Below are 19,287 nucleotides of genomic sequence, written 5' to 3'. Positions count from 1 at the left end.
GCGATGGTCTCGTTCGTCGACGACAAGCAGGACCTGACGTCGCAGGACGTGCGCACGACCTCGGGCGCGGTCGGCTACACCTACGGCGACTGGCACGGCACCGCCGGCGTGATCGCGGTGAACGACCGCAGCGCGGTGGACGCCGACGGCCAGGGCTTCTGGGTCGGCGGCGACTACCGCTTCGGCCAGAACCTGGTGCGTGCGCAGTACGTGCAGAACAAGGCCAAGAACGTCAACGAAGGCAAGACCCAGGCCTTCGGTGTCGGCTACCAGTACGACCTGTCGAAGCGCACGGCGCTGTACAGCGCGGTGACCCGCTTCAAGAACGAGGGTGACGGCTACGGCAACCGCTGGGCCAGCGCCGTCCCGGCCGGCCTGACGACCGCCGACGACCGCGACATCACCGAGTTCACCGCCGGCATCCGCCACTCGTTCTGACATCCACCCCCGAGGCGCTCACGCGCCTCCCCCTCAAGGGGGCGCCGCCAGCGGCCCGGCAAAGCCGGCTCCGCGGCGGCCGCTGGGGCGGGCTTCGCTGAACGCTCGGCCGCAATAGAAAGCCCGCTCATCACGAGCGGGCTTTTTTTCTTGGTGGTTGTAGAGGTAATCTCGTCGTACTGCCTCGCCAGCCAACAGGAGCGAGCAACCTGACTCGGAGACATGCAATGAAAATGATGCCCACGCCCTCCAGTCAGCAGTTCGATGAAGGACCGACCGGCGCAACGACCACAACGTCGAAAGATCCGGTCGTGAAGCGCAGAACACCTCCCCATGTGCCGACCTCTGACGACCGCTGTCAAGCGCCGATGAGCAAGTCCATCGTCGAACTTCTCGGCATGCCCGACGGAGCCGACGTCGACATCGAAGCCGTTCGCCTGAACCTCACCGTCAAGCCAGCAGAGTTTGATTGACCGTCAAACCCCGGTACACCGAGCACTGCAGCCGAGCGTCCAGCAACGCGGCCCCAGCGGACGCCGCGGAACCGGCTTTGCCGGGCCGCTGGCGGCGCCCCCTCGAGGGGGAGGCGCGCCAGCGCCTCGGGGGTGGGTCAATTCGCTGGCACTTGATCTTCGACCGGCCAGTCCCGGATATACGCCTTCAGCATCCGGTTCTCGAAATCCTGGCTGTCGACCACCGCCTTCGCGACGTCGTAGAACGAGATCACGCCCATCAGCGTGCGCTGCGTCATCACCGGCATGTAGCGGGCGTGGCGCTCGAGCATCATGCGGCGCACCTCGTCGATCTCGGTCTCGGGCGTGCAGGTGAGCGGGTGATCGTCCATCACGGTGCGCACGATCGTCGTGCCGACCGTGCCGCCGTTGCCGACCACGGCCAGGATGACCTCGCGGAAGGTCAGCATGCCGGCCAGGTCGCCGTGCTCCATCACCACCAGGGACCCGATGTCGCGCTCGGCCATCGTGCGCACGGCGTGGGCCAGCGGCTGGTCGGGCGAGACAGTGAACAGCGTGCCGCCCTTGACACGCAGGATGTCTGCGACTTTCATGGGGTCCTCTCCTTGGGGGTGTGTCGGGCCAATATAGCCCACAATTCTTCACAACAACATCCCCGCTGACACCCATCCGGTGCCCGCCGCCCCAGAGGAGACTGCATGCCCGGCCCATCCGACCCCGGCTTCGACACGCTCGCGCTGCACGCGGGCGCCGGCCCCGACCCCGCCACCGGCGCCCGCGCCGTGCCGATCCACCTGAGCACCAGCTTCGTGTTCGAGAGCAGCGACCATGCCGCGGCGCTGTTCAACATGGAGCGCTCGGGCCACGTCTACAGCCGCATCTCGAACCCGACCACCGCGGTGCTGGAAGAGCGCGTCGCGGCGCTCGAAGGCGGCGCCGGCGCGATCGCCACCGCCAGCGGCCAGGCCGCGCTGCACCTGGCGATCTGCACGCTGGCCGGTGCCGGCTCGCACATCGTCGCGAGCAGCGCGCTGTACGGAGGCTCGCACAACCTGCTGCACTACACGCTGGCGCGCTTCGGCATTGAAACCACCTTCGTGCGCCCCGGCGACATCGACGGCTGGCGCGCGGCCATCCGCCCCACGACGCGCCTGCTGTTCGGCGAGACCGTCGGCAACCCCGGGCTGGACGTGCTCGACATCCCCACCGTCAGCGCGATCGCGCACGAGCACGGGCTGCCGCTGCTGGTCGACTCGACGCTGACCTCGCCGTGGCTGATCCGCCCGTTCGACCACGGCGCCGACCTCGTCTACCACTCGGCCACCAAGTTCCTCAGCGGCCACGGCACCGTGATCGGCGGCGTGCTGGTCGACAGCGGGCAGTTCGACTGGGAAGCGTCCGGTCGATTCCCCGAACTGACCCGCCCCTACGACGGCTTCCACGGCATGGTGTTCAGCGAGGAGAGCACGGTCGGCGCCTTCCTGCTGCGCGCCCGGCGCGAGGGCCTGCGCGACTTCGGCGCCTGCATGAGCCCGCACACCGCCTGGCTGATCCTGCAGGGCGTCGAGACGCTGTCGCTGCGGATGGAGCGCCACATCGCGAACGCGCGCAAGGTGGTCGCTTTCCTGGCCGCCCACCCGATGGTCGCGCGCGTCGGCCACCCCGACCTGCCGACCCACCCCGACCACGAACTCGCCAAGCGCCTGCTGCCGCGTGGCAGCGGCTCGGTGTTCAGCTTCGACCTGAAGGGCCAGCGCGCGCAGGGCCGCGCCTTCATCGAGGCGCTGAAGGTGTTCTCGCACCTGGCCAACGTCGGCGACTGCCGCTCGCTGGTGATCCACCCGGCGACGACCACGCACTTCCGCATGGACGATGCCGCGCTCGCGCAGGCCGGCATCACGCAGGGCACGATCCGGCTGTCGATCGGCCTGGAAGATGCCGACGACCTGATCGACGACCTGTCGCGCGCGCTGCGGGCCGCGCAGAAGGCGGGGGGCGCATGAAGCTCGAGCTGCAGGGCCGCGCGGCCTTCGTCTACACCGGCGGCAGGCCGCTCGACGCCGCGCTGCCGGCCGTCGTGTTCATCCATGGCGCGATGCACGACCACAGCGTGTGGGGGCTGCAGACGCGCTACCTGGCCCACCACGGCCGCGCGGTGCTGGCGCCCGACCTGCCCGGCCATGGCCGCAGCGACGGTCCGACGCTCGCGAGCGTCGAGGCCTTCGCCGACTGGCTGCTCACGCTGCTGGCCGCTGCCGGCATCGAGCGTGCGGCCCTCGTCGGCCACAGCATGGGCTCGCTGATCGCGCTCGAGGCTGCTGCCCGCCTCGGCGAGCGCGCGACCGGGCTGGTGCTGCTCGGCCCGGCCTACCCGATGAAGGTGTCCGACACGCTGTTGTCGACCTCGCTGAACGAGCCGCTGAAGGCGATCGACATGGTGAATTCGTTTTCACATGCCAGCCATGCCGCGAAGCCGTCGGCCCCGGCACCGGGCTTCTCGCTGCACGGCGTGAACCGTGCGCTGATGCGCCGGCTGCAGGCGCAGCACACCGCCGCGGGGCACGGCAACCTGTTCCACCAGGATTTCCAGGTGTGCAACCGCTACGCCGGCGGTCTCGAAGCGGCCGCGCGTGTGCGTTGCGCCAGCCTGATGATCGTCGGCGCGCACGACCAGATGACGCCGCCGAAGGCGAGCGCCACGCTGGCCCAGGCGTTGCATGCAAAGGTTCTGCCGTTGTCGGCCGGGCATTCCCTGATGGGAGAGGTGCCCGACGCCGTGTTGAATGCGATCCAGACCTTCATTTCGGAGGAAGCCCGATGAACAGCAGTACCGTTCAGTCGTTGAAGAGCTTCGCGGAGTTCTATCCGTACTACCTCGGCGAGCATGCGAACCGCACCTGCCGCCGGCTGCATTTCGCCGGCTCGAGCCTGGCACTGCTGTGCCTGGTGACCGGACTGGTGCGCGGCCAGCCGCTGTACGTCCTGTATGCGCTGCTGTGCGGCTACGGCTTCGCGTGGGTCGGGCACTTCGTGTTCGAGAAGAACCGGCCGGCCTCGTTCAAGCGCCCGCTGTACAGCTTCATGGGTGACTGGGTCATGTACAAGGACATCTGGGTGGGCAAGATCCCCTTCTAGGATCGGTCCGATGGACGCCAAAGACCTGCCCGCCCTCGAGCAGCTCGCCCACATCGAGCGGCTGATCGATGCGATCGACCTGCCGATCGGCCGCTGGGACCTGGAGCACCGGCTGGTGTTCTGCAACCACCCCTACCTGACCTGGGCGCAGCGCAGCCGCGAAGACCTGCTGGGCCACACGCTGGCCGAGCTGTACGGCGATGACGCGTGGGAGCGCGCGAGCCCGGCGTTCGCCGAGGCCGCGCAGGGGCGCACCGTCAACTACGAGCGGCGGCTGAAGCACGGCTGCCATGCCGGCCGCTGGGCGCGCATCCAGGTGCTGCCGCACCTCGACCCGACCGGCCGCGTCGACGGCATCTTCACGATCGCGATCGACATCCACCAGGACGTGCTCGAGCGCGAGGCGCTGGTGGCCGCGCGCCAGCGCCTCGACCGCTTCACCGAGAACATCCCGTTCCCGCTGACCTACGTCGACCGCGACTTCGTGCTGCGCTTCGTCAACAAGGCGTACGTCGAGGCGACCGGCCAGCAGCCGAAGCAGCTGCTCGGCCGGCCGATCGGCGACGTGCGCGGCTCCAAGCGCTGGGCCGAGCACGAGCAGTACTTCGTGCAGGCGCTGGCGGGGCACACGGTGCAGTACGCCCGCATGGTCGACCTGGCGACGCTCGGCCAGCGCTGGATGCGCACCAGCTACGTGCCCGATTTCGATGCCTGCGGCGAGGTGATCGGCGTCTACACCGTGACGGTCGACGTGCACGAGCTGACGATCACGCAGCAGCAGCTGAAGCGCAGCGTCGAGCGCGATGCGCTGACCGACGTGCTGAGCCGGCGCACGATGATGGACCGCATCGAGGCGGCGCTGCTCGACGCGGCGCAGATGCCGGTGGCGCTGTTCTTCGTCGACCTCGACGGCTTCAAGGCGGTGAACGACCGGCTCGGGCACCGCGTCGGCGACGAGCTGCTGGTGGCGGTGGCGCGCGCGCTGCAGATGTCGGTGCGGGCCGAGGACGCGGTGGGCCGCTTCGGCGGCGACGAGTTCCTGGTGCTGGCCGCGGTGCGCGACATGGCCGGCGCGCATGCGTTGGCGCTGCACATGCTGTCGGCGGTGGCAGGGGTCGACCGGCACGGCATCAGCGCGAGCATCGGCTATGCGCTCGCACCCGGCGACGCGCAGAACCCGCAGCGGCTGCTGCAGCTGTCGGATGACGCGATGTATGCGGCGAAGCGGCGTGGCAAGCACTGCGTGCTGCACTGCATCGCGTAGGTCGGCGCCAGGATCCCCGGATGGGCATCCGGGCTACGGGTCGCTGGCGATCACGTCCTTCAGCATCATGTTGCCGAAATGCGCGCGGTGCCAGAAGCCGCGCAGTGTCGGCGTCGGGTCGAGCAGCACCTGCGCGATCAGCGGCTGCGCCGAGGTGGTCGCCGGATCGCACAGCAGCACGTAGCGCGCGTTGCCGTCTTCATCGAGCCGGCCGACCCAGTCGATCGCGACCAGCGTGTCGAGCAGCGGCTCGATCTGCAGCGGATCGGTGCGCAGCGTCTCCGACAGCTGCGCTGCGCTGAGGCCGTGCGTGCTGGCCGCGCGCGCCTGCGCCAGCTCGCGCAGCATGCCGACCGCCAGCTGGAACAGGTAGCCCGGCGTCGACGGCCGGCGGATCACGCGCATCTGCAGGCTCGGCGCATAGGCCGCGACCACCGCGCCCAGCAGCACGATCACCCAGCCGAGGTAGATCCAGATCAGCAGGATCGGCACCGTCGCGAACGCGCCGTACAGCGTGGTGTAGGTCGGTACCGAACTCAGGTACCAGGCCAGGCCCTTCTTCGCGACCTCGAAGCCGGCCGCGACGAACACGCCGCCCGCGGCCGCATGCCGCCAGCGCACCAGCGTGTTCGGCACGTAGTGGAACAGCCCCGCCATCGCGGCCGACAGCAACGCGAACTCGAGCACGTTCAGCAGGAAGCTGACGCCGCCCGGCATCACGCCGACGACCCCGCGCGAGGCCGAGATCGCATACGAGGTGAGCGACAGGCTGACCCCCAGCAGCAGCGGCCCGAGCGTGACGGCGGCCCAGTACACCAGCACGCGCTGCGCGATCGGCCGCGGCTTCGGCACGCGCCAGATCGCGTTCAGCGTGCGGTCGATCGTCAGCATCAGCGCGATCGCGGTGAACACCAGCACCACCAGGCCGAAGGTGCCGAGCCGGTTCGCCTTGCTCGCGAACTGCGTCAGCGCGCCCAGCACCGGCTTCGCGATCGCATCCGGCACCAGGCTCTGCAGGAAGTATTTCTGCAGCGCATCCTGGAAGCTGGAGAACATCGGGAACGCGGTGAAGACCGCCAGCATCACGGTGACCAGCGGCACCAGCGAGATCAGCGTCGTGAAGGTCAGGCTGCTGGCCGTCAGGCCCAGGCGGTCCTCGCGAAAGCGCTGGCGCAGCGTGATCAGCGTCTCGAGCCAGGGCCAGGTCTGCAGCGTCTGCAGCAGGCGCGACAACTGCTCCCGCCATGTCTCTTTCAGGGCATGGGCTTCGGCGGAGGTCGGGAGATTCATCGATGGCATCATAGCCAGCGATGACTGCGCCCCCTGCTTCTCCTGCCGACGCTTCGCCGGCCCCCCTCCCCCCTGCCGTGCTGTGGACCCGCGCGCTGGCCGTCGGCAGCGTCGCCGGGCTGATCGTGCTCGGCGTGGCCTGGGAACTGTGGCTCGCGCCCTTGCGGCCGGGCGGCACCTGGCTCGCGCTGAAGGTGCTGCCGCTCGTCTTCGCGCTGGCCGGCCTGCTGCGCCACCGCCTGTACACCTACCGCTGGGTCAGCCTGCTGGTGTGGCTGTACTTCATCGAAGGCGTGGTGCGGGCCGGCAGCGACCGCGGGCCCGGCGCGACCCTCGGGCTGGTCGAGGTGCTGCTGTGCGTGCTGCTGTTCGCCGCCTGCGGGCTGCACGTGCGCTGGCGGCTCGGGCATGCGCGCCGCTCCGAGGAGGCCGCATGAAGCCGCTGCTGCTCGAATCGCTGCGCGCGATCGTCGGCCCGGCCAACGTGCTGACCGATGGCGACCTGGCGGGCTATGAACAGGATTGGCGCAAGCGCTACCGGGGCCGGGCCCTGGCTGTCGTGCGACCGGGCTCGACCGACGAGGTCGCGCAGGTGGTCGCCGTGTGCGCGCGGCACGGCATCGCGATCGTGCCGCAAGGCGGCAACACCGGGCTGGTCGGCGGCGGCGTGCCGGACGACAGCGGCACCCAGGTGCTGCTGACGCTGTCGCGCATGGACCGCGTGCGCAGCATCGATTCCGCCAACCTGACGATGACGGTCGAGGCCGGCTGCGTGCTGCAGTCGGTGCAGGAAGCGGCCGCGGCGGCCGGCCTGCTGTTCCCGCTGAGCCTCGCGGCCGAAGGCAGCTGCACGATCGGCGGCAACCTCGCGACCAATGCCGGCGGCACGCAGGTGCTGCGTTATGGCAATGCACGCGAGCTGTGCCTGGGGCTGGAGGTCGTCACCGCGCAGGGCGAGGTGTGGAACGGGTTGTCGGGCCTGCGCAAGGACAACACCGGCTACGACCTGCGCGATCTCTTCATCGGCAGCGAGGGCACGCTCGGCATCATCACCGCGGCCACGCTGAAGCTCTACCCGCAGCCCGCCGCCACGCTGACGGCGCTGGCCGCGCTGCCCTCGCTGCCGGCGGCGGTCGCGCTGCTGCAGCTGGCGCAGGCGCGGCTCGGTGCCGGGCTAACGGGCTTCGAGGTGATGGGCGAGTTCGCGCTGGGGCTGGTGCGACGCCACTACCCGCAGCTGCGCCAGCCGCTGCCGCCCTCGCCGTGGACGGTGCTGCTGGAGCAATCCGACACCGAGAGCGAGGCGCATGCGCGCGAGCTGTTCGAGGGCCTGCTGGAGAGTGCGTTGGAGCAAGGCCTGATCACCGATGCCGCGGTGGCCGAGAGCATCGAGCAATCGAACGGGCTGTGGCACCTGCGCGAGTCGATTCCGCTGGCGCAGTCGGAGGAAGGGCTGAACATCAAGCACGACATCTCGCTGCCGGTGTCGCGCATCGTCGACTTCGTCGCCGCCACCGATGCCGCGCTGCGGGCGGCGCTGCCGGGCGTGCGGCTGGTCAACTTCGGCCACCTGGGCGACGGCAACCTGCACTACAACGTGCAGGCGCCCGAAGGCGGCGATGCCAGGCAGTTCCTGCAGCAGCACGAGGCGGCGGTCAACACCATCGTCTACGACGCGGTGGGGGCGAGCGGCGGGTCGATCTCGGCCGAGCACGGGATCGGGGCGCTGAAGCGCGACGAGCTGGCGCAGCGCAAGTCGCCGGTGGCGCTGGGGCTGATGCGGGCGATCAAGGCGGCGCTGGACCCGAACGGCTTGATGAATCCCGGCAGGGTCGTGTAGGGGGGGGCATTGGCGCGAGCAAAGGCGCGGGCGGGGGGTGTGGGGCTCGCCGGCAAAGAAACACCGTTCGCCCTGAGCCTGTCGAAGGGTCGGACTGAGCTTGTCGAAGGCCATGCGCGCTTCGGGCACAACCCTTCGACGGACGGGCCTTCGACGAGCTCGGTCCCTGCTCAGGTCCTTCGACAAGCTCAGGATGATCGGGCCCTTCGACAGGCTCAGGGCGAACGGGTGTTTGTGTACGCACAGAGCCGCCGTATCGCAAAGGCGCGCCAATGCGCAAACCCAACCCTACTGCAGCCGGCCCTTTGCGGCGGCAGGCAGCGGCAGCGGCATCACCTCGATGCCTTCATCGGCCAGCGCCTGCGCGTCTTCGCGGGTCGCGCGGCCGCGGATCGCGCGCTCTTCGGCTTCACCGTAGTGCATGCGACGGGCCTCTTCGGCAAAGCGCTCGCCGACGTCGTCGGTGTTCGCCATCACGTGCTGCACCGCCCTCATCCACATCGCCTGCATCGTGATCGCCTCCGGCGTGGCCGGCACCGGATGCTCGGCCGGCGCCGGGGCCACAACCTTCGGCTCGCGGGCACCCGAGACGTTCAACCTCGGCGCGCTCGGCAGGCGGGTGACCGCCTTGTCACCGCACAACGGGCATTCGACCAGCCCGCCTTCGAACTGCGACTGGAAATCGGCTTCCGAGCCGAACCAGCCTTCGAAGCGATGGTCTTGCGCGCAGCACAGGTTGAGCACTTTCATGCGCGCATTATGGGCAGACGCCGCCGCAGACGGGGCCGGCAGCGCGATGCCCCGCCCGCCAGCACGCCAATTCCGCAACGACTCAGCCGACTTCAGGTCGACAGCGCCTTCAGGATCGCCTGCGAGCACAGCGCCATCAGGCCACCGGGCAGGATGCCGAAGAACAGCACGGCCGCGCCGTTCAGCGACAGCACCAGGCGCACGTCGCTCGCGGCGACGATCGGCTGCGTGTCGACCGGGTCTTCGAAGTACATCACCTTCACCAGGCGCAGGTAGTAGAACGCACCGACCAGCGACAGCAGCACCGCCAGCACCGCGACGACGATGTAGAAGGTGACGTTGGTCGTGATCAGCGCCTGCAGCACCGCGAGCTTGGCGTAGAAGCCCACCGTCGGCGGGATGCCGGCCAGCGAGAACATGAAGATCGCCATCACGCCGGCGTACCACGGGTTGCGCTTGGCCAGGCCCTTCAGGTCGTCGATGTTCTCCGACTCGAAGCCCTGGCGCGACAGCAGCATCACGATGCCGAAGGTGCCCAGCGTCGTGAAGACGTAGGTCACCATGTAGAACAGCGCCGAGCTGTAGCCGTTCGAGGCCGACAGCGTGTTGCCGGTGATCACGGTGGTCGTGAAGCCGAGCAGCATGAAGCCCATCTGCGCGATCGTCGAGTACGCGAGCATCCGCTTCAGGTTGCTCTGCGCGATGGCCGCCAGGTTGCCCAGGAACATCGACGCGATCGCCAGCACCATCATCATCTGCTGCCAGTCGCCGGCCACGCCCGACAGGCCCTCGACCAGCAGGCGGAAGGTCATCGCGAAAGCCGCGAGCTTCGGCGCCCCGGCGATCAGCAGCGTCACCGCCGTCGGCGCGCCGTGGTACACGTCGGGCAGCCACATGTGGAACGGCACCGCGCCGAGCTTGAACGCCAGGCCGGCGACGATGAACACCACGCCGAACACCAGCACCGTCGGGTTGATCTGGCCGGTCGAGATCGCGTTGAACACCTGCGGGATGTCGAGCGAGCCGGTCGCGCCGTACATCATCGACAGGCCGTACAGCAGGAAGCCGCTGGCCAGCGCGCCCAGCACGAAGTACTTCATCGCGGCCTCGGTCGACTGGGCATGGTCACGGCGCATCGCGGTCAGCGCATACAGCGACAGCGACATCAGCTCCAGGCCGAGGTAGACCACCAGGAAGTTGTTGGCCGCCAGCATCACCGAGATGCCCAGCAGCGAGAACAGCGACAGCGTGAACAGCTCGCCCTTCAGCATGTCGCGGCTCTCGGCATACGGCCGCGCGTAGACCAGCGTGACCATCACCGCGAGCGCCGCGAAGAAGCCCAGCAGGTGGCCGAGCGGGTCGGTCACCATCATGCGCTGCATGCCGTAGACGGTGAAGCCGGCGTCGAAGTACAGCAGGTGCATGACGCCGACGATCGCGAGCGTCGCCTGCGTCAGCCAGTAGGTGGGCGTGCGCTTCGGGTCGGTGACCCACAGGTCGACCATCGCGACCACGCAGGCCATCACGAGCAACACCAGCTCCGGGTAGACGGCCAGCCAGTTCATGTCTTTGATCATCATTGCCGCCGCTTCAATTCAGTTTCGAGACGGCCACGTGCTTCAGCAGCTCGGTCACGCTGACGTGCATGGTGTCGGTAAAGGGCTTCGGGTACACGCCCATCCACAGCACGGCCACGGCCAGCAGGGCGAGCATCAGGAATTCGCGGGCGTTGATGTCTTCGAGCGCGCGCACGTCTTCGTTGGCCACCGGCCCGAAGTACACGCGCTTGACCATCCACAGCGTGTAGGCGGCGCCGAACACCAGCGTGGTCGCGGCCGTCGCGCCGAGCCAGAAGTTGGCCTTCACCGCGCCGAGGATCACCATCCACTCGCCGACGAAGCCGCCGGTGCCCGGCAGGCCGCAGTTGGCCATCGCGAACAGCACCGCGAACGTGGCGAACTTCGGCATCGTGTTGACGACGCCGCCGTAGCTCGAGATCTCGCGCGAGTGCACGCGGTCGTAGAGCACGCCGATGCACAGGAACATCGCGCCCGACACGAAGCCGTGCGAGATCATCTGCACCAGCGCGCCCGAGACGCCCAGCTCGCTGAAGATGAAGAAGCCGAGCGTCGCGAAGCCCATGTGGGCGATCGACGAATAGGCCACCAGCTTCTTCATGTCCTGCTGCACCAGCGCGACCAGGCCGATGTAGACCACCGCGATCAGCGACAGCGCGATGATGAACCAGTCGTAGGCATGGCTAGCGTCGGGTGCGATCGGCATCGAGAAGCGCAGGAAGCCGTAGGCACCGAGCTTCAGCATGATGGCCGCCAGCACCACCGAGCCGCCGGTCGGCGCCTCGACGTGGGCGTCGGGCAGCCAGGTGTGCACCGGCCACATCGGCACCTTGACCGCGAAGGCCGCGAAGAACGCGAAGAACAGCAGCGTCTGCGCATGCATGCCCAGCGGCAGCTTGTGCCAGGTGAGGATCTCGAAGCTGCCGCCCGACTTGAAGTACAGGAAGATCAGCGCGATCAGCATCAGCAGCGAGCCGGCCAGCGTGTACAGGAAGAACTTGAACGCCGCATAGACCCGTCGCGGGCCGCCCCAGACGCCGATGATGATGTACATCGGGATCAGCGTGGCCTCGAAGAACACGTAGAACAGCAGGCCGTCGAGCGCGCTGAACACGCCGACCATGATTCCCGACAGGATCAGGAACGCGCCCATGTACTGGTTGACGCGGTCGGTGATCACCTGCCACGCGGCGATCACGACGATGATCGTGATGAAGGCCGTCAGCAGCACGAACCACACCGAGATGCCGTCGACCCCCAGGTGGTAGTGCACGTTCAGGCGCTCGATCCAGTTCAGGTTCTCCTGGAACTGCATCGCGGCGGTACCGGCATCGAAGCCGGTGATCAGCGGAATCGTGACCGCGAAGCTCGCGATCGCGGCGACCAGCGCGATCCAGCGCACCGCATTGGCATGCTCGTCGCGGCCGACCAGCAGCAGGACGATGCCCGCGACGATCGGCAGCCAGATGGCAAGGCTCAGCAAACCCATGTTCTTGTTCTCCGTGCCACTTTTACTTGCTGAACAGGCTGCCGGCCGCGCTCATCAGCGGACCCCACAGCTGCCAGGTCATCAGGAGGATCACGCCGAGGATCATCACCAGCGCATACCAGTAGAGGTAGCCGGTCTGCACGACGCGCACCACCGACGCGAACGCACCGACCGCACGCGCCGAGCCGTCGATCAGCACGCCGTCGATGATGGCGGCGTCGCCGCCCTTCCACAGCCCGCGGCCCAGCAGGCGCGCGCCGGCCGACAGCACGTTCTCGTTGAACCAGTCGAAGAAGTACTTGTTCTCGAGCAGCGTGTAGACGAAGCCGAACTTCGACTTGATCCACGCCGGAATGGCCGGCTTGACCATGTAGAACACGTAGGCGGTGACGACGCCGGCGAGCGCCAGCCAGAACGGCAGCGACGTGAGCCCGTGCAGTGCCATCGCGACGGCACCGTGGAACTCGTTCTTCATCTCTTCCATCGCCGGGTGCTTTTCCGGGTTGATGAAGATCGAGTCCTCGAAGAAGCCGCCGTACAGCATGCCCTGGATCGTCATGAAGCCGATCACCACCGACGGGATCGCCAGCAGCAGCAGCGGCGCGGTGACGACCCACGGCGATTCGTGCGGCACGTGCGGTTCATGGTGGCCGTGCTCGTCATCGTGGTGACCGTGCTCATCGTCTTCCACCGGGAACGGCTTGTGGCGGAAGTTCTCCTTGCCGTGGAAGACGAGGAAATACATCCGGAACGAATAGAAGGCCGTGACGAACACGCCGACGATCACCGCGATGTACGCGAAGCCGGCACCCGGCAGGTGGCTCGCATGCACCGCCTCGATGATGCTGTCCTTCGAGTAGAAGCCCGAGAACAGCGGCGTGCCGATCAGCGCGAGCGAACCCAGCAGCGACGTGATCCAGGTGATCGGCATGTACTTGCGCAGGCCGCCCATGTTGCGGATGTCCTGGTCGTGGTGCATGCCGATGATCACCGAGCCGGCCGCGAGGAACAGCAGCGCCTTGAAGAACGCATGCGTCATCAGGTGGAACACCGCGACCGAGTAGGCCGAGGCGCCGAGCGCCACCGTCATGTAGCCGAGCTGCGACAGCGTCGAGTACGCGACGACGCGCTTGATGTCGTTCTGGATGATGCCGAGGAAGCCCATGAACAGCGCGGTGATCGCGCCGATCACCAGCACGAAGCTCAGCGCCACGTCGGACAGCTCGAACAGCGGCGACATGCGCGCCACCATGAAGATGCCGGCCGTCACCATCGTCGCCGCGTGGATCAGCGCGGAAATCGGCGTCGGGCCTTCCATCGAGTCGGGCAGCCAGACGTGCAGCGGCACCTGCGCGCTCTTGCCCATCGCGCCGATGAACAGGCAGATGCAGGCCACCGTCAGCAGCATCCATTCGGTGCCGGGGAACACCGCCTTGGCCAGCTCGGGCGCCTTCGCGAAGATCTCGCTGTAGTTCAGCGTGTTGCCGAAGGCCAGCAGCAGGCCGATGCCGAGGATGAAGCCGAAGTCGCCGACCCGGTTCACCAGGAAGGCCTTCATGTTGGCGAACACCGCCGACGGCCGCGTGAACCAGAAGCCGATCAGCAGGTACGACACCAGGCCCACCGCCTCCCAGCCGAAGAACAGCTGCAGCATGTTGTTGCTCATCACGAGCATCAGCATCGAGAAGGTGAACAGCGAGATGTACGAGAAGAAGCGCTGGTAGCCCGGGTCTTCTTCCATGTAGCCGATGGTGTAGATGTGCACCATCAGCGACACGAAGGTCACGACGCACATCATCATCGCGGTCAGGCCGTCGACCAGGAAGCCGATCTCCATCTTCAGCGCGCCGAGCGTCATCCACTCGTAGACGGTGGCGTTGAAGCGCGCGCCGTCGACGGCCACCGCCTTCAGCGTCATCGCCGAGATGATGAAGGCGATCAGCACGCCGAGGATGGTCACGGTGTGCGCGCCGCGGCGGCCCACCTGCTTGCCGAAGAGACCGGCGACGACGGCACCGACCAGCGGCGCCAGCGGCACCGCGAGCAGCATGTTCTGGGAGAGTGTTGCGGACATGTGGTGCTCAGCCCTTCAGCGAGTCGAGCTCGTCGACGTTGATCGTGGCGCGGTTGCGGAACAGCACGACCAGGATCGCGAGACCGATGGCCGATTCGGCCGCGGCGACGGTCAGGATGAAGAACACGAACACCTGCCCCGCCATGTCGCCCAGGAAGTGGGAGAACGCGACGAAGTTCAGGTTGACCGCCAGCAGCATCAGCTCGATGGCCATCAGCAGCACGATCAGGTTCTTGCGGTTCAGGAAGATGCCGATCACCGACAGCGCGAACAGGATCGCGCCCAGCGTCAGGTAGTGGCCCAGCGTGACCGGGCCGAGGGCGAAGGTGCTCATGACTTGGCTTCTTTCTTGGCTTCCCCTGCGACCAGCGGCGCGCTGTCCAGCGACGCGGGGGGCGCGGGCGGCGGCTCCACCTCGGCCTTCATCTTGATGATGCGCACGCGGTCGGCCTTCTTCGCGCGGACCTGCTGCGACGGGTTCATCGCCTTCGAATCCTTGCGCTGGCGCAGCGTCAGCGCGATCGCCGCGATGATCGCCACCAGCAGCAGCACGGCCGCGATCTGCAGCGGGTACAGGTAGTGCGTGTAGATCTGGATGCCGAGCAGCTTGGTGTTGCCCAGCTGCAGCGCGGCGGCATCGGCCACCGGGGCGCTGCGCACGTCGAAGCCGGGGATCAGCACCGCGGCCATCTCGAGCACGATGATCACGCCGACCAGCGCCGCGACCGGAAAGTGCGTCCAGAAGCCCTGGCGCAGCGAGTCGACGTTGATGTCGAGCATCATCACGACGAACAGGAACAGCACCATCACGGCGCCGACGTAGACGAGCACCAGCGAGATCGCAAGGAACTCGGCGTGCAGCAGCATCCACACGCAGGAGGCCGAGAAGAACGCCAGCACCAGGAACAGCGCGGCATGCACCGGGCTGCGCGCGGTGATCACGCGGAACGAAGCTCCCAGCAGCACGGCCGAGAAGATGTAGAAGAGCGCGGTCGGAATGTCCATATTCTTGTCGAGCACCGTGCCGACCGTCCTCGGGGGACGGTCAACGATAGCGGGCGTCTGCCTCCTTGTTTGCCGCGATTTCCGCCTCGTAGCGGTCACCGACGGCCAGCAGCATGTCCTTCGTGAAGTACAGGTCGCCGCGCTTTTCGCCGTGGTATTCGAAGATGTGCGTCTCGACGATCGAGTCGACCGGGCAGCTCTCTTCGCAGAAGCCGCAGAAGATGCACTTGGTCAGGTCGATGTCGTAGCGCGTCGTGCGGCGCGAGCCGTCGTCTCGCACCTCGGATTCGATCGTGATCGCCATCGCCGGGCACACCGCTTCGCACAGCTTGCAGGCGATGCAGCGCTCTTCGCCGTTGTCGTAGCGGCGCAGCGCGTGCAGGCCGCGGAAGCGCGGCGACGCCGGCGTCTTTTCTTCCGGGAACTGCACGGTGATGTGCGGCGACAGGAAGTGCCGGCCGGTCAGGGCCAGGCCCTTGAACAGCTCGGTGAGCATGAAGCTCGAGAACAGGTCCTTGATGGAAGCCACTGCAGACATGGTCTTCTCTCCTTACTTCCAGAGGCTGAGAGGGGACTGCAACCACAGCCCGACGACCACCAGCCACACCAGCGTGACCGGGATGAAGATCTTCCAGCCCAGGCGCATGATCTGGTCGTAGCGGTAGCGCGGGAAGGTCGCGCGCACCCACAGGAACATGGTCACGACGACGAAGGTCTTGGCACCCAGCCAGATCCAGCCCGGCACCCAGTTGAACAGCCAGTGGTCGACCGGCGACAGCCATCCGCCGAGGAACAGCGTCACGCACAGGATCGACACCAGGATCATGTTGGCGTATTCGGCCAGGAAGAACATCGCGAACGACATGCCCGAGTACTCGACCATGTGGCCGGCGACGATTTCCGATTCGCCTTCGACGACGTCGAACGGGTGGCGGTTGGTTTCCGCGAGCCCCGAGATGAAGTAGACGACGAAGATCGGCAGCAGCGGCAGCCAGTTCCACGAGAAGATCGTGAAGCCGTGGCTGGCGGCGAAGCCCTTGCCCTGGCCGAGCACGATGTCGGTCATGTTGAGGCTGCCGCTGACCATCAGCACGACGACCAGCGAGAAGCCCATCGCGATCTCGTAGCTGACCATCTGCGCCGAGGCGCGCAGCGCGCCGAGGAAAGCGTACTTCGAGTTCGACGCCCAGCCGGCGATGATCACGCCGTAGACCTCCATCGAGGTGATCGCCATCAGGAACAGCAGGCCGGCGTTGATGTTGGCCAGCGCCACCTCCGGGCCGAACGGCACGACGGCCCAGGCGGCCAGCGCCGGCATGATCGTCATCACCGGACCGATCAGGAACAGCGGGCGGTTCGCCGCGGTCGGCAGGATGATCTCCTTGAAGATCAGCTTGACCGCATCGGCGATCGGCGTCAGCAGGCCCCACGGGCCGACGCGGTTCGGACCCGGGCGGATCTGCGTCCAGCCGATGGCCTTGCGCTCCCACAGCGTGAGGTAGGCGACGCAGCCCAGCAGCGGCAGCACGACGACGATGATCTTGATCAGCGTCCAGACCACCGGCCAGGCCGCCCCCAGGTACTGGGTGCCGTAGAGGTTGAAGGTATCGATCATGGTGGGTGCTTCAGGCCTTCTCGATCGACAGCGGGCCGAACATCGCGCCGAGCGCGGCGGTCAGCGCGTGGCCGGCGGGAACGCGGACGGTGCCGGCCGCCAGGCTCGCGTCGAGCCGCGCGGGCAGCGTGATGGCGGCGCCGCCTTGCGAGACGCGCACGGTGTCGCCGTCCGCCAGGCCGAGCTGCGACCACTGCGCGCTGCCCAGCGATGCGACCGGCGGGCGGGCATCGGCGGTCAGCTGCAGCGACGTGGCACGGCGCACCAGGCTGTCGGCCGCGTAGATCGGCACGTCGGCGATGCGCTCGGTGCCGGCGGCGGCGGCCGACGCGGTGGCCGCCTGCGTGGTGGCATTGCTCAGGCGCGCGGCCACGGTGGCGACATCGCCCAGCGCCTCGGCCCGCACTTCTTCCGAGGTCTCCTGGTCGAAGCCCTTCAGGCCCAGCAGGTTGCCCAGCACGCGCAGCACCTTCCAGGCCGGACGGGCGTCGCCCAGCGGCTTGACGACGCCGTGGAAGCTTTGCACCCGGCCTTCGGCGTTGACGAAGGTGCCCGAGGTCTCGGTGAACGGTGCGATCGGCAGCAGCACGTCGGCGACGTCGAGCGCGGCGTCCTTGAAGGACGTGAGCGCCACCACCATGTCGGCCGACTGCAGCGCTGCCTTCGCGGCCAACGGGTTCGCGGCGTCGAACTCGGGCTCGACGTTCAGCAGCAGGCAGGCGCGCAGCGATCCGCCGAGCATCTGGCCGGCGTTCAGGCCGCTGGCGCCCGGCAGCGCGTTGACGAGCTGCGCGCCGACGCTGTTGCCGGCTTCGGTCAGGTAGCCGACGCTGGCGCCGGTCTGCGCGCCGATCCAGTTGGCGAGCGCCAGCAGCTCGGTGGCTTGCGGATGCTGCGCGGCCGCGTTGCCCAGCAGCACGGCCTTGCGCTCGCCGCTCAGCAGCGATGCCGCAACGGCATTGGCGGCATCGGTCGCGGCGAACGACGACGGTGCGGCCACGCCCTTCGCAGCGGCCACGGCCGCGGCGATCGCGCCCAGCGCGTTGACCCAGCCGCTCGGCGCCACGGCCTGCTGGCTCGCCATCGGCATCAGCCAGTCATCGGCCAGCGCGTGCAGGCTGTGCACCTTGGCGCCCTTGCGGGCGGCCTGGCGGATGCGCTGCGCGAACAGCGGGTGGTCCTTGCGCAGGAACGAGCCGACGACCAGCACGCGCTGCAGCGTCGACAGCGATGCGATGCTGGTGCCCAGCCAGCGCACGCCGGCTTCGCCCGCGCTGCGGAAATCGGCATGGCGGGTGCGGTGGTCGATGTTCTCGCTGCCGAGCCCGCGCACCAGCTTCGCGAGCAGGTGCAGCTCTTCGACGGTGGCGTGCGCCGAGCCGACGGCGCCGATGCTCTTCGCACCGTGGTCGGCCTTGATCTGCGACAGGCCCTTGGCCACGTACTCGAGCGCAGTGGTCCAGTCGACGGTGGTCCACTCGCCGCCCTGCTTGATCATCGGCGCGGTCAGGCGCTGGTCGCTGTTGACGGCTTCGTACGAGAAGCGGTCGCGGTCGGCCAGCCAGCATTCGTTGACGTCTTCGTTCTCCAGCGGAACGACGCGCAGCACCTTGTTGTTCTTGACCTGCACGATCAGGTTGGCGCCGGTGCCGTCGTGCGGGCTGACGCTCTTGCGGCGCGACAGCTCCCAGGTGCGGGCGCTGTAGCGGAACGGCTTGCTGGTCAGCGCGCCGACCGGGCAGATGTCGATCATGTTGCCCGACAGCTCGCTGTCGACGGTGTCGCCGACGACGGTGGTGATCTCGGAGTGCTCGCCGCGGTGGATCATGCCGAGCTCCATCACGCCCGACACTTCCTGGCCGAAGCGCACGCAGCGCGTGCAGTGGATGCAGCGGCTCATCTCTTCCATCGAGATCAGCGGGCCGACGTCCTTGTGGAAGACGACGCGCTTTTCTTCGGTGTAGCGCGACGACGAACCGCCGTAGCCGACCGCCAGGTCCTGCAGCTGGCACTCGCCGCCCTGGTCGCAGATCGGGCAATCGAGCGGGTGGTTGATCAGCAGGAACTCCATCACGCCCTGCTGGGCCTTCAGCGCCTTGTCGCTCTTGGTGCGAACGACCATGCCCTGCGTCACCGGCGTGGCGCAGGCGGGCATCGGCTTCGGCGCCTTCTCGACGTCGACCAGGCACATGCGGCAGTTGGCCGCGATGGACAGCTTCTTGTGATAGCAGAAGTGCGGGATGTAGGTGCCCGCCTTGTCGGCCGCATGCATCACCATGCTGCCTTCGGTGACCTGGACCTTCTGGCCGTCGAGTTCGATTTCAATCATGTGAGGGA

General features: G+C 67.8%; 19 protein-coding genes. 8 read left to right on the top strand and 11 right to left on the bottom strand.

Going from position 1 to position 19,287, the window contains the following annotated elements:
• Both BUE42_RS23375 and BUE42_RS32540 read left to right on the top strand, forming a co-directional pair.
• Positions 1-438: porin (locus tag BUE42_RS23375; protein WP_143171707.1), on the top strand; the 438-nt coding region annotated here is incomplete at its 5' end.
• A gap of 227 nt (positions 439-665) precedes the next feature.
• A complete protein-coding gene (locus tag BUE42_RS32540; protein WP_143171706.1) occupies positions 666-911 on the top strand; it encodes a hypothetical protein in 246 nt (81 codons plus the stop codon).
• 137 nt (positions 912-1,048) lie between these two features.
• On the opposite strand, the gene BUE42_RS23370 is transcribed toward BUE42_RS32540, so the two are convergent.
• Positions 1,049-1,504, bottom strand: coding sequence for a CBS domain-containing protein (locus BUE42_RS23370; RefSeq protein WP_073467689.1), 456 nt, complete (start codon positions 1,502-1,504; stop codon positions 1,049-1,051).
• A gap of 105 nt (positions 1,505-1,609) precedes the next feature.
• On the opposite strand from BUE42_RS23370, the gene BUE42_RS23365 reads away from it, so the two are divergent.
• Genes BUE42_RS23365 through BUE42_RS23350 form a run of 4 tightly spaced genes read left to right on the top strand, consistent with a single transcriptional unit; the run spans position 1,610 to position 5,310 of the window.
• Positions 1,610-2,914 (top strand): O-acetylhomoserine aminocarboxypropyltransferase, encoded by a 1,305-nt coding sequence (locus BUE42_RS23365; RefSeq protein WP_073467688.1) that lies wholly within the window; start codon positions 1,610-1,612, stop codon positions 2,912-2,914.
• Positions 2,911-3,732, top strand: coding sequence for an alpha/beta fold hydrolase (locus BUE42_RS23360; protein WP_073467687.1), 822 nt, complete (start codon positions 2,911-2,913; stop codon positions 3,730-3,732). Before BUE42_RS23365 ends, BUE42_RS23360 begins: the two co-directional genes overlap by 4 nt.
• On the top strand, positions 3,729-4,046 hold the full coding sequence (locus tag BUE42_RS23355; RefSeq protein WP_073467686.1) for an Mpo1-like protein: 318 nt from the start codon (positions 3,729-3,731) through the stop codon (positions 4,044-4,046). Before BUE42_RS23360 ends, BUE42_RS23355 begins: the two co-directional genes overlap by 4 nt.
• Before the next feature lie 10 nt (positions 4,047-4,056).
• The gene (locus BUE42_RS23350) at positions 4,057-5,310 is read left to right on the top strand and encodes a GGDEF domain-containing protein (protein WP_073467685.1); all 1,254 of its coding nucleotides are present in this window, start codon (positions 4,057-4,059) and stop codon (positions 5,308-5,310) included.
• A gap of 33 nt (positions 5,311-5,343) precedes the next feature.
• Here BUE42_RS23350 and BUE42_RS23345 read toward each other — a convergent pair whose 3' ends face one another.
• Positions 5,344-6,600, bottom strand: a complete 1,257-nt coding sequence (locus BUE42_RS23345) for a YihY family inner membrane protein (protein ID WP_073467699.1) — start codon at positions 6,598-6,600, stop codon at positions 5,344-5,346.
• Positions 6,601-6,620: 20 nt separating this feature from the next.
• Here BUE42_RS23345 and BUE42_RS23340 point away from each other — a divergent pair, with 20 nt between their 5' ends.
• Positions 6,621-7,037 carry a DUF2069 domain-containing protein gene (locus tag BUE42_RS23340; protein ID WP_083614451.1) on the top strand — a complete coding sequence of 139 codons (417 nt, stop codon included), beginning with the start codon at positions 6,621-6,623 and terminating at the stop codon, positions 7,035-7,037.
• On the top strand, positions 7,034-8,440 hold the full coding sequence (locus tag BUE42_RS23335) for an FAD-binding oxidoreductase (RefSeq protein ID WP_073467683.1): 1,407 nt from the start codon (positions 7,034-7,036) through the stop codon (positions 8,438-8,440). Before BUE42_RS23340 ends, BUE42_RS23335 begins: the two co-directional genes overlap by 4 nt.
• A gap of 288 nt (positions 8,441-8,728) precedes the next feature.
• Here the strand turns inward: BUE42_RS23335 and BUE42_RS23330 are convergent, their stop codons facing one another.
• The 9 genes from BUE42_RS23330 to nuoG form a co-directional block, all read right to left on the bottom strand.
• Positions 8,729-9,190, bottom strand: a complete 462-nt coding sequence (locus BUE42_RS23330; protein WP_073467682.1) for a DUF1178 family protein — start codon at positions 9,188-9,190, stop codon at positions 8,729-8,731.
• A gap of 92 nt (positions 9,191-9,282) precedes the next feature.
• A complete protein-coding gene (nuoN, locus tag BUE42_RS23325) occupies positions 9,283-10,767 on the bottom strand; it encodes an NADH-quinone oxidoreductase subunit NuoN (RefSeq protein WP_073467698.1) in 1,485 nt (494 codons plus the stop codon).
• A 13-nt stretch (positions 10,768-10,780) separates the two neighbouring features.
• The gene (locus BUE42_RS23320) at positions 10,781-12,256 is read right to left on the bottom strand and encodes an NADH-quinone oxidoreductase subunit M (RefSeq protein WP_073467681.1); all 1,476 of its coding nucleotides are present in this window, start codon (positions 12,254-12,256) and stop codon (positions 10,781-10,783) included.
• Between the two features lie 22 nt (positions 12,257-12,278).
• On the bottom strand, positions 12,279-14,330 hold the full coding sequence (gene nuoL, locus BUE42_RS23315; protein ID WP_073467680.1) for an NADH-quinone oxidoreductase subunit L: 2,052 nt from the start codon (positions 14,328-14,330) through the stop codon (positions 12,279-12,281).
• Between the two features lie 7 nt (positions 14,331-14,337).
• Positions 14,338-14,664: an NADH-quinone oxidoreductase subunit NuoK gene (nuoK, locus tag BUE42_RS23310; protein ID WP_056807921.1), complete on the bottom strand. Its 327-nt coding sequence runs from the start codon at positions 14,662-14,664 to the stop codon at positions 14,338-14,340.
• Positions 14,661-15,335, bottom strand: coding sequence for an NADH-quinone oxidoreductase subunit J (locus tag BUE42_RS23305; protein ID WP_073467679.1), 675 nt, complete (start codon positions 15,333-15,335; stop codon positions 14,661-14,663). The genes nuoK and BUE42_RS23305 overlap by 4 nt, the downstream gene beginning before the upstream one ends.
• A 40-nt stretch (positions 15,336-15,375) precedes the next feature.
• Positions 15,376-15,873 carry an NADH-quinone oxidoreductase subunit NuoI gene (gene nuoI / locus BUE42_RS23300; protein WP_073467678.1) on the bottom strand — a complete coding sequence of 166 codons (498 nt, stop codon included), beginning with the start codon at positions 15,871-15,873 and terminating at the stop codon, positions 15,376-15,378.
• Between the two features lie 12 nt (positions 15,874-15,885).
• On the bottom strand, positions 15,886-16,950 hold the full coding sequence (nuoH, locus tag BUE42_RS23295; protein WP_073467677.1) for an NADH-quinone oxidoreductase subunit NuoH: 1,065 nt from the start codon (positions 16,948-16,950) through the stop codon (positions 15,886-15,888).
• 10 nt (positions 16,951-16,960) lie between these two features.
• Positions 16,961-19,279, bottom strand: coding sequence for an NADH-quinone oxidoreductase subunit NuoG (gene nuoG / locus BUE42_RS23290; protein WP_073467676.1), 2,319 nt, complete (start codon positions 19,277-19,279; stop codon positions 16,961-16,963).
• Positions 19,280-19,287: the final 8 nt, after the last annotated feature.

The organism is Rhizobacter sp. OV335 (genome assembly GCF_900142965.1).
Taxonomy (GTDB): domain Bacteria; phylum Pseudomonadota; class Gammaproteobacteria; order Burkholderiales; family Burkholderiaceae_C; genus Rhizobacter.
Note: the sequence above shows the minus strand (reverse complement) of the source record. Positions and strands in the feature narration are given on the sequence as shown.

Excerpts from the sequence above, each read along its gene's own strand:
- nuoI (WP_073467678.1), bottom strand. The coding sequence starts at position 15,873 with ATGTCTGCAGTGGCTTCCATCAAGGACCTGTTCTCGAGCTTCATGCTC.
- nuoK (WP_056807921.1), bottom strand. The coding sequence starts at position 14,664 with ATGAGCACCTTCGCCCTCGGCCCGGTCACGCTGGGCCACTACCTGACG.
- BUE42_RS23360 (WP_073467687.1), top strand. The coding sequence starts at position 2,911 with ATGAAGCTCGAGCTGCAGGGCCGCGCGGCCTTCGTCTACACCGGCGGC.
- BUE42_RS23320 (WP_073467681.1), bottom strand. The coding sequence starts at position 12,256 with ATGGGTTTGCTGAGCCTTGCCATCTGGCTGCCGATCGTCGCGGGCATC.
- BUE42_RS23370 (WP_073467689.1), bottom strand. The coding sequence starts at position 1,504 with ATGAAAGTCGCAGACATCCTGCGTGTCAAGGGCGGCACGCTGTTCACT.
- nuoN (WP_073467698.1), bottom strand. The coding sequence starts at position 10,767 with ATGATCAAAGACATGAACTGGCTGGCCGTCTACCCGGAGCTGGTGTTG.
- BUE42_RS23345 (WP_073467699.1), bottom strand. The coding sequence starts at position 6,600 with ATGAATCTCCCGACCTCCGCCGAAGCCCATGCCCTGAAAGAGACATGG.
- BUE42_RS23355 (WP_073467686.1), top strand. The coding sequence starts at position 3,729 with ATGAACAGCAGTACCGTTCAGTCGTTGAAGAGCTTCGCGGAGTTCTAT.
- nuoG (WP_073467676.1), bottom strand. The coding sequence starts at position 19,279 with ATGATTGAAATCGAACTCGACGGCCAGAAGGTCCAGGTCACCGAAGGC.
- BUE42_RS23335 (WP_073467683.1), top strand. The coding sequence starts at position 7,034 with ATGAAGCCGCTGCTGCTCGAATCGCTGCGCGCGATCGTCGGCCCGGCC.
- nuoH (WP_073467677.1), bottom strand. The coding sequence starts at position 16,950 with ATGATCGATACCTTCAACCTCTACGGCACCCAGTACCTGGGGGCGGCC.
- BUE42_RS32540 (WP_143171706.1), top strand. The coding sequence starts at position 666 with ATGAAAATGATGCCCACGCCCTCCAGTCAGCAGTTCGATGAAGGACCG.
- nuoL (WP_073467680.1), bottom strand. The coding sequence starts at position 14,330 with ATGTCCGCAACACTCTCCCAGAACATGCTGCTCGCGGTGCCGCTGGCG.
- BUE42_RS23365 (WP_073467688.1), top strand. The coding sequence starts at position 1,610 with ATGCCCGGCCCATCCGACCCCGGCTTCGACACGCTCGCGCTGCACGCG.
- BUE42_RS23305 (WP_073467679.1), bottom strand. The coding sequence starts at position 15,335 with ATGGACATTCCGACCGCGCTCTTCTACATCTTCTCGGCCGTGCTGCTG.
- BUE42_RS23330 (WP_073467682.1), bottom strand. The coding sequence starts at position 9,190 with ATGAAAGTGCTCAACCTGTGCTGCGCGCAAGACCATCGCTTCGAAGGC.
- BUE42_RS23350 (WP_073467685.1), top strand. The coding sequence starts at position 4,057 with ATGGACGCCAAAGACCTGCCCGCCCTCGAGCAGCTCGCCCACATCGAG.
- BUE42_RS23340 (WP_083614451.1), top strand. The coding sequence starts at position 6,621 with ATGACTGCGCCCCCTGCTTCTCCTGCCGACGCTTCGCCGGCCCCCCTC.